Genomic DNA, 8,005 nt, shown 5'->3' on the forward strand with positions numbered 1-8,005 from the left:
GCGCAAGGGCGTGCTGATCCCGTTCACACAGGCTGCCGTACCGCAAGTGTCGATCGCCGAGGGTTTTGTTCGTGTCGATCCGGCGGCAGCCGGGCTGGTCGATGACGAGGATGGCGGTGGTCCGCGTGAGGAAGACTTCGATCCGAAGGGCAGGCCGCGCGGACCGAGCGATGCCGGGGGCAACCGGTGAGTTTTTCCGCTTCGGTGCTGACGCTTTACCCCGAGATGTTTCCCGGCGCGCTCGGCCTGTCGTTGGCCGGCCGGGCGCTCGAGGCCGGGACGTGGTCGCTGGAGACGATCCAGATCCGCGACTTCGCCACCGACCGCCATCGCACCGTCGACGACACGCCCGCCGGCGGCGGCGCCGGCATGGTGATGCGCGCCGACGTGCTGGCGAAAGCCATCGACCATGCTTCGCCGGAAGGCGATGCGCGGCCCCGGCTGCTGATGAGCCCGCGCGGCAAGCCGCTGACCCAGGCGCGTGTGCGCGAGCTGGCCGCTGGGCCGGGCGCCGTCATCCTGTGCGGCCGCTTCGAAGGCGTCGACCAGCGGGTGATCGACGCGCGGGGATTGGAGGAAGTCTCGATCGGCGATTTCATTCTCTCGGGTGGTGAGCCGGCCGCCCTTGTGCTGCTCGACGCGGTGGTGCGGCTGCTGCCCGGGGTCATGGGCAACGCGATGTCGGGCGAGGAAGAGAGTTTTGAAAACGGCCTGCTCGAACATCCGCACTATACGCGGCCGCAGGAGTTCGAAGGCCGTGACATTCCCGAGGTCCTGATTTCCGGCAATCACAAGAAGATCGCCGCCTGGCGGCGGGCGGAGTCAGAAAGACTGACAGCCGAGAGGCGTCCGGACCTGCTTGCCGCTGCTCAGCCCTTGGCAAAATAATAGAAGGCCAAAAACAGGCCGACGGCGACGACGAAGCCGCGCACGGCGTTTTGCGGCACCCGCTTGGCGATCCAGACGCCGGCATAGCCGCCGAGCGCGCCGCCCGGGATCATGATGATCGCCTGCGGCCAGGCGACGACGCCGCCCGAGACGAAGACGACGATCGCGACAGCGGCGATGACCATGGCCAGCATGTTCTTCAACGCGTTCAGCCGGTGATAGTCGCCGGCCTGGGTGAGGCCGAGCGTCGCCAGCATCATCACGCCCATGCCGGCGCCGAAGAAGCCCCCATAGATGGCGGTGAGAAACTGCGCGAGCGAGCCGGCCAGCGAGCCCACCGCCGCTTCATGGCCGGGCTTTGGCACTGGTTTCAGCCAGGGGCCGGCGGCGAACAGGGCCGTCGCGGCTAGCAGCAGCCACGGCACCAGAGCGCGAAACGAGGGATTGTCGAGCGCCAAAAGGATCAGAGCGCCGGCCAGTGCGCCCACGGCCGAGATCAGGCACAGCAGCAGCGCGCCGCGCCAGAAGTGCCTGATATCGGCCGAGTAGGCGAGGGTCGAGGTGATGTAGCCTGGAAATTGCGTCACCGAGGAGGTGGCGTTGGCAACGATCGGCGGCAGGCCGACCAACGTCATGGCGCCGAAGGTGATGAAGGTGCCGCCACCGGCGACCGCATTGGCGGCGCCTGACAGAAAGCCCGCTAGAAACAGCACGATGGCATCGAAGACAGACATGAATTGCGGCCGCTCAAAACTGTGTTATTTCAGGCTTTAGAAAGCCTGAACGACCGGCGCAACCCGGCACGGCAGGATTACGATGGTGCCATGCGAGCAGAAAATGCGCGCCCAAGGCGTGACAAAGCGGCGAAATAGCTGTATGTGCCCGCCCGTACCGGCCAGAAAGAATCTGCCGGACCCGTCAACAATGACGGTGTAGTCGCCCCTGCCTGATGTTTCAAAGACAAATGTCTTGGAGACAAAAGGCATAGCCAAGCGGTCAATGGAACTGCAAGGCGAGTGTCGGACGCTCTGACTGTCGGAAGAACAAGAAGTGGACTTTTGAGATGGATATTCTCCGTCAGCTCGAGGCCGAACAGGCCGCCAAGATCGAAGCCAAGCGCAAGCTTCCCGAATTCCAGCCCGGCGACACCGTGCGCGTCCAGGTCCGCGTGACCGAAGGCACCCGCACCCGCGTCCAGGCCTATGAGGGCGTCGTCATCGCCCGCGCCGGCGCCGGCTTCCAGGAGAACTTCACGGTTCGCAAGATTTCCTACGGCGAAGGTGTCGAGCGCGTGTTCCCGGTCTACTCGCCGATGGTTGAAGGCGTCGAGATCGTTCGCCGCGGCAAGGTGCGTCGCGCCAAGCTCTACTACCTGCGCGATCGTCGCGGCAAATCGGCCCGTATTTCTGAAAACACCGGCGTGCGCGCCCGCAAGCTGAACGATGAGGAGCGCGATGCGCTGAACGCCGAGAAGGCCCGTATCGAAGCCGAGAAGGTGGCAGCAGCCGAGGCCCTGGCCGTCGAGAAGGCCGCCCAGGACGCCGCCGAGAAGAAGGCCGCCGCCGAGGCCGAAGCAGCAGCCAAGGCCGCCGCAGAAGCGACCCCTGCCGAATAAGGTTTTCGGAAATCCCATTCAAAAAGGCGGCTTCGGCCGCCTTTTTTCGTTTCACCAGACTGTGAACGCTTTCAGCGCCAGACACAGGATCCGGCTGTTGACGGCGCATTACTTTGTGAACTAAATAATCGCGCACAAAGTAATTGGAGATTTGATATGGCACTCTACACCACACAGGCTCACGTCACCGGCGGCCGCGCCGGCCATGGCGAGACCAGCGACGGTCTGCTCAAGGTCGATCTGGCAATGCCCAAAGAACTCGGCGGGCCGGGGGGCGCCACCAATCCCGAGCAACTGTTCGCTATCGGCTATGCCGCCTGCTTCGAAAGCGCCATCCGCTTTGTCGCGCGCAAACAGAAGCTGTCGCTGACGGATGCCGGGGTAACCTCCACCGTCAGCCTGCTTCCCGATGGCGAAGGCTTTAAGCTCGGTGTCGCGCTCGCGGCGGAAACGAAAGGCCTTGATCAGGCGGCGGCGGAAGCGCTTGTATCGGAGGCGCACAAGATCTGCCCCTATTCCAACGCCATCAGGGGCAATGTCGACGTAGCGCTTTCGGTAAAGGCGGCATGACGGAAAAGACGACAAAGAGCACCAGGGACGTCCCGGCGGAGGCCACCGGGACGTTTCACGTTCCGCGGCTCGACCAACAGCTCTGCTTCGCGCTCTATTCGGCAAGCGGGCTGATGACGAAGCTCTACCGCCCGCTGCTCGATCCGCTCGGCCTGACCTATCCGCAATATCTGGCCATGTTGGCGCTCTGGGAACGGGCTCCAAGCACGGTCGGCGAGCTTGGCGAAGCGCTCGGGCTGGATTCGGCGACGCTGACGCCGCTGCTCAAGCGGCTGGAGGCCGGTGGCCTGGTCACACGCCGGCGCGACCCCGCCGACGAGCGCCGGGTTCTGGTCGAGCCGACAGCGAAGGGACAAGCGTTGCGTGAGCAGGCCAAAAGCGTGCCGGCGGCGATGCTTTGCAACCTGCCGCTGGATGCCGACGAGTTGAAATCCCTGCACCGCACGCTGACACGGTTCGTCTCCGGCTTGCGCAAGGCGGATGCCGGCATCGTGAAGCGGAGCTGATCGCTGCCGCGACACCGTTCATTCCTGAATCCCGGAAATGAAGGCATCGGAATCCCTTTTCGCGCGCGCTGACGCAGCGGACCGTCTTGCATGACGCTTGCGGAAAGCTAAAGTCGGCGCCGGATTTTCCTACAAGCCCGGCCGTGCCCGGGTCCTTCAATTTCCGGGGAGTGTGTCATGACCAAATCGAAACTGCTGCTGGCAGGCCTGCTTGCCCTCGTCCTGGTACCCGTTGCCGCCTTTGCGCAGGCGCTGCCCGACCTCGGCGGCAAAAAGGTGGTGGTTGTGACCGAAAACGCCTATCCGCCGCTGCAGTTCATCGATGCCAAGACCGGCAAGCAGATCGGCTGGGAATATGATGCGATGAACGAGATCGCCAAGCGGCTGAATTTCGCCGTCGAGTACCAGAACACATCCTGGGACGCGATGATCCAGGCGGTTTCCGACAACCAGTACAACATCGGCATGACCGGCATCACCATCAAGGACGACCGCAAGGAGAAGGTCGATTTCTCCGACCCCTATATGCGCTCGGAACAGTTCATGCTGGTGCGCGGCGATGAAAGCCGTTTCACCGACGCCAAGACCTTCGGCGCCTTCAAGGATGGGCTGATCGGCGCGCAGGCCGGTACCACGCCCTTCTACACCGCCGTCTACAGCGTGCTCGACGGCAATGAGCAGAACCCGCGCATCAAGCTGTTCGAGACCTTCGGCGCCACGGTGCAGGCACTGAAATCCGGCGACGTTGACGTCGTCTTGACCGACGGCACCGCGGGGAAGGGCTATGTCGACGCCTCCGAGGGCAAGCTGAAGCTGATCGGCGGACCGCTCGGCACCGAGGATTTCGGCTTCATCTTCCCGAAGGGTTCCGACCTGGTGAAGCCGGTCAATGCGGCGATTGCGGCGTTGAAGGCGGACGGGACGTTCGATGCGCTGAACAAGAAGTGGTTTCTTGATTACAAGATGGGGCAGTGATTTCGCACTGACTTCGCGCTTGAACGCCCCCCTCTGCCTTGCCGGGCATCTCCCCCTCAAGGGGGGAGATTGGCTGTTTTTTCCGCTTTCACCAATCACCAAAGTTGTAAAAAGAGTGCCGTCGACGAAGCTGCCAATCTCCCCCCTTGAGGGGGAGATGGCCGGCAGGCCAGAGGGGGCTGCCTTGGCGCAATCCTTTTGATGCCTCCCGCCTCTTCCTCCAAAGCCGACTTCCCCTGGTGGCTCGTCGTGGCCGTGACCATCGCGATCGCGGTGGCCGTCTTCGTCGCCACCAGCAATCTCTATGCCCAGGTGTTCGCCACGGTCGCCAAGGGCATCGGCGTCACCATCTTCGTCACCGTGATTGCCTTCGTGCTGGCGTCGGCCATTGGGCTCGGCATCGCGCTGATGGGAATGTCGGGTTCGCGCTGGCTGCGCCAGATCGCGCGCTTCTATGTCGAGATCATCCGCGGCGTGCCGATCCTGGTGCTGTTGTTCTGGATCGCCTTTGCCGGCGCGCCGGCCTTCGTCGCGGCCTGGAACGCGCTGACCGCGCCGCTGCAAAGCGCCGGCCTGTTCGGCGAGCTTTTGGTGCGCGACGTGTCGCTGTTGTGGCGCGCCATCATGGCGCTGACCATCGGCTATTCGGCTTTCATCTCGGAGGTTTTCCGGGCCGGCATCCAGGCGGTGGAGAAGGGCCAGATCGAAGCGGCGAAGGCGCTCGGGCTGACCCGCGCGCAGCGTTTCCGGCTCATCGTGTTTCCACAGGCGATCCGCACCATCCTGCCGCCCCTCGGCAATGATTTCGTCGCACTGGTCAAGGATTCCTCGCTGGTCTCGGTGCTCGGCGTTGCCGACATCACGCAGATGGGCAAGGTCTACGCCGCCGGCTCCTTTCGCTTCTTCGAGACCTATTCGATAACAGCCTACATCTACCTCATCCTGACCGTCGGCCTGTCGCTGGCGCTCAGGGCGCTGGAACGGCGGCTGCGCCGCCAGCACGAGGAATAGTTTTTCGGCCAAGGCAGCGCTACGATCCCCGAGCATTCCCGTTGAGGAGGTCCCATGATCGTCGACAAAGCCAATGCGGCGCTGGATTCCGTCTATACGGCCGACACGCCGGAAGCGCTTGAAGAGGCCTATGCCGCATGGGCCGGGACCTATGACAGCGAGACCGCCTCGCTCGGCTACCTCCTGCCTTTCCTGATCACCGCCTGGGTGGCGCGCCATGTGCCGGCGGGCGATGGCCCGTTGCTCGATGCCGGCTGCGGCACCGGCCTGTCGGGACCGTCGCTGAATGCGCTCGGCTACCGCGACATTGCGGGGCTCGACCTCTCGGACGATATGCTGAAGATCGCCGGCAGCCGCAATGCCTACAGCGAACTGAAGCAGGCAATGCTGGGCGGTCCGCTGCCGTGGCCGGACGGGTATTTCCGCGCCTTCTTCTCGACAGGCGTGTTCACCATCAGCCATGCGCCGGCGACAGGCCTGCACGAACTGGTGCGCATCACCCGCAAGGGCGGCCATGCGATCTTCACCGTGCGCGACCGGGTGTTCGAGAGCGGCGGCTTCCAGGCGGTGTTCGATGAGTTGGAGCAGACTGGGAAATGGCGGCCGGTCGAGGAAAGCCCGTGGTTCCGCTGCTATGCGATCGCCGAGCCGGATGCGCTGGTGAAGACTTTTGTGTTTGAAGTGATCTGAGCGGCGCGTTCTCCGATCTTGGCTTCCTTCCTCTCCCCCTGAAGGTGTGGAAGTGAGGACGAGGAACCCGAGTTCTGCGAAGGCAGCTTCCAATTGCCGAAAACCCAAAACATTGATATGAGCCACGCCATGGAAGAGCTTTTTGGCGATCCGGCCTACAAGGGGTTCGTGCTGCAGGACAGAAAACGCCTGCCGTCGCGCTTCTCCGCGCGCGTGTCCGGGGCGCTGACCAGCCGACTACCCTAGGCCGACCCATCGGGGTCGTTTCGCCGGGCCGGAGGTCCGGCACCTGCTCTTTCCCATTCTCATATCGACGGATTTACGCACATGAGCGCACCGCGCACCCTCTACGACAAGATTTTCGACGACCATGTCGTCGATCGCCAGGAAGACGGCACCTGCCTGCTCTACATCGACCGCCACCTGGTCCATGAAGTGACCAGTCCGCAGGCCTTCGAAGGCCTGCGCATGACCGGCCGTAAAGTCCGGCATCCGGAAAAGACGCTGGCCGTGGTCGATCACAATGTCTCGACTTCGCCCGAGCGCAAGTTCGGCATCAAGAACGAGGAAAGCCGCATCCAGGTCGAGGCGCTGGCCAAGAACGCCAGGGATTTCGGCGTCGAATATTATTCCGAGAACGATATCCGCCAGGGCATCGTCCACATCATCGGTCCGGAGCAGGGCTTTACACTGCCCGGCATGACCATCGTCTGCGGCGACAGCCACACCTCGACGCACGGCGCTTTCGGCGCGCTGGCGCATGGCATCGGCACATCCGAGGTCGAGCATGTTCTGGCGACGCAGACGCTGATCCAGCGCAAGGCCAAGAACATGCTGGTGCGTGTCGACGGCCAATTGCCGGAAGGTGTCACCGCCAAGGACATCATCCTGGCCATCATCGGCGAGATCGGCACTGCCGGTGGCACCGGCTATGTCATCGAATATGCCGGCGAGGCGATCCGTGCGCTGTCGATGGAGGGCCGCATGACGATCTGCAACATGTCGATCGAAGGCGGCGCGCGCGCCGGCCTGATCGCCGCGGACGAGACGACCTTCGCCTATGTCAAGGACAAGCCCCGCGCGCCGAAGGGCGCGGCCTGGGATGCGGCACTCGAATACTGGAAGACGCTACAGTCCGACGAGGGCGCGCATTTCGACAAGGTGATCGTGCTCGACGCGGCCAAGCTGCCGCCGATCGTCTCCTGGGGCTCTTCGCCCGAGGACGTCGTGTCGGTGCAAGGCATCGTGCCGAACCCGGACGACATCACCGATGAGAACAAGCGCACCTCCAAGCAGCGCGCGCTCGACTATATGGGTCTGACGCCGGGCACCAGGATCACCGACATCACGCTCGACCGCGTCTTCATCGGTTCCTGCACCAATGGCCGCATCGAGGATCTGCGCGCCGTCGCCAAGGTGGTCGAAGGCAAGACGGTCAGCCCGCATGTCGATGCGATGATCGTGCCGGGCTCCGGCCTGGTCAAGGAACAGGCGGAAGCCGAAGGCCTCGACAAGATCTTTGTCGCCGCCGGTTTCGATTGGCGCGAGCCGGGCTGCTCGATGTGCCTGGCCATGAACGACGACCGGCTGAAGCCGCATGAACGCTGCGCCTCGACTTCGAACCGCAATTTCGAGGGCCGGCAAGGCTTCAAGGGCCGCACCCATCTGGTGTCGCCGGCGATGGCGGCCGCGGCGGCGATCGCCGGCCACTTCGTCGACATTCGCGAGTGGAAGTAGTCCAGACTTGAAC

The 8,005-nt window shown here is 63.7% G+C and carries 9 protein-coding genes and 1 pseudogene; 9 read left to right on the forward strand and 1 reads right to left on the reverse strand.

Annotation, left to right across the window (positions count from 1 at the left end; translation table 11 throughout):
* Together EN994_RS09935 and trmD are read left to right on the forward strand one after the other, a co-directional pair.
* A pseudogene (locus EN994_RS09935) lies at window positions 1-190 on the forward strand (ribosome maturation factor RimM); the annotation flags it as partial.
* The gene (gene trmD, locus EN994_RS09940; RefSeq protein WP_013528859.1) at window positions 187-888 is read left to right on the forward strand and encodes a tRNA (guanosine(37)-N1)-methyltransferase TrmD; all 702 of its coding nucleotides are present in this window, start codon (window positions 187-189) and stop codon (window positions 886-888) included. The pseudogene EN994_RS09935 and the gene trmD, both read left to right, overlap by 4 nt.
* On the opposite strand, the gene EN994_RS09945 is transcribed toward trmD, so the two are convergent.
* Window positions 870-1,622 carry a sulfite exporter TauE/SafE family protein gene (locus tag EN994_RS09945; protein WP_063169535.1) on the reverse strand — a complete coding sequence of 251 codons (753 nt, stop codon included), beginning with the start codon at window positions 1,620-1,622 and terminating at the stop codon, window positions 870-872. The two genes, trmD and EN994_RS09945, sit on opposite strands and share 19 nt — an antisense overlap.
* A gap of 329 nt (window positions 1,623-1,951) precedes the next feature.
* Here EN994_RS09945 and rplS point away from each other — a divergent pair, with 329 nt between their 5' ends.
* The 7 genes from rplS to leuC all read left to right on the forward strand — a co-directional run bounded on the left by rplS (window position 1,952) and on the right by leuC (window position 7,992).
* Window positions 1,952-2,503 carry a 50S ribosomal protein L19 gene (gene rplS / locus EN994_RS09955; RefSeq protein WP_013528861.1) on the forward strand — a complete coding sequence of 184 codons (552 nt, stop codon included), beginning with the start codon at window positions 1,952-1,954 and terminating at the stop codon, window positions 2,501-2,503.
* Between the two features lie 156 nt (window positions 2,504-2,659).
* Window positions 2,660-3,073, forward strand: coding sequence for an organic hydroperoxide resistance protein (locus EN994_RS09960; protein ID WP_013528862.1), 414 nt, complete (start codon window positions 2,660-2,662; stop codon window positions 3,071-3,073).
* Window positions 3,070-3,579 (forward strand): MarR family transcriptional regulator, encoded by a 510-nt coding sequence (locus EN994_RS09965; RefSeq protein ID WP_013528863.1) that lies wholly within the window; start codon window positions 3,070-3,072, stop codon window positions 3,577-3,579. The genes EN994_RS09960 and EN994_RS09965 overlap by 4 nt, the downstream gene beginning before the upstream one ends.
* 177 nt (window positions 3,580-3,756) lie before the next feature.
* On the forward strand, window positions 3,757-4,554 hold the full coding sequence (locus EN994_RS09970; RefSeq protein WP_013528864.1) for a transporter substrate-binding domain-containing protein: 798 nt from the start codon (window positions 3,757-3,759) through the stop codon (window positions 4,552-4,554).
* A 201-nt stretch (window positions 4,555-4,755) separates the two neighbouring features.
* Window positions 4,756-5,565, forward strand: a complete 810-nt coding sequence (locus tag EN994_RS09980) for an amino acid ABC transporter permease (RefSeq protein WP_027163295.1) — start codon at window positions 4,756-4,758, stop codon at window positions 5,563-5,565.
* Window positions 5,566-5,619: 54 nt separating this feature from the next.
* The gene (locus tag EN994_RS09985) at window positions 5,620-6,255 is read left to right on the forward strand and encodes a class I SAM-dependent methyltransferase (protein ID WP_063169534.1); all 636 of its coding nucleotides are present in this window, start codon (window positions 5,620-5,622) and stop codon (window positions 6,253-6,255) included.
* Between the two features lie 327 nt (window positions 6,256-6,582).
* The gene (leuC, locus tag EN994_RS09995; protein ID WP_063169533.1) at window positions 6,583-7,992 is read left to right on the forward strand and encodes a 3-isopropylmalate dehydratase large subunit; all 1,410 of its coding nucleotides are present in this window, start codon (window positions 6,583-6,585) and stop codon (window positions 7,990-7,992) included.
* Window positions 7,993-8,005: the final 13 nt, after the last annotated feature.

Source organism: Mesorhizobium sp. M7A.F.Ca.CA.002.09.1.1, assembly GCF_003998555.1.
Taxonomy (GTDB): Bacteria; Pseudomonadota; Alphaproteobacteria; order Rhizobiales; family Rhizobiaceae; genus Mesorhizobium; species Mesorhizobium ciceri.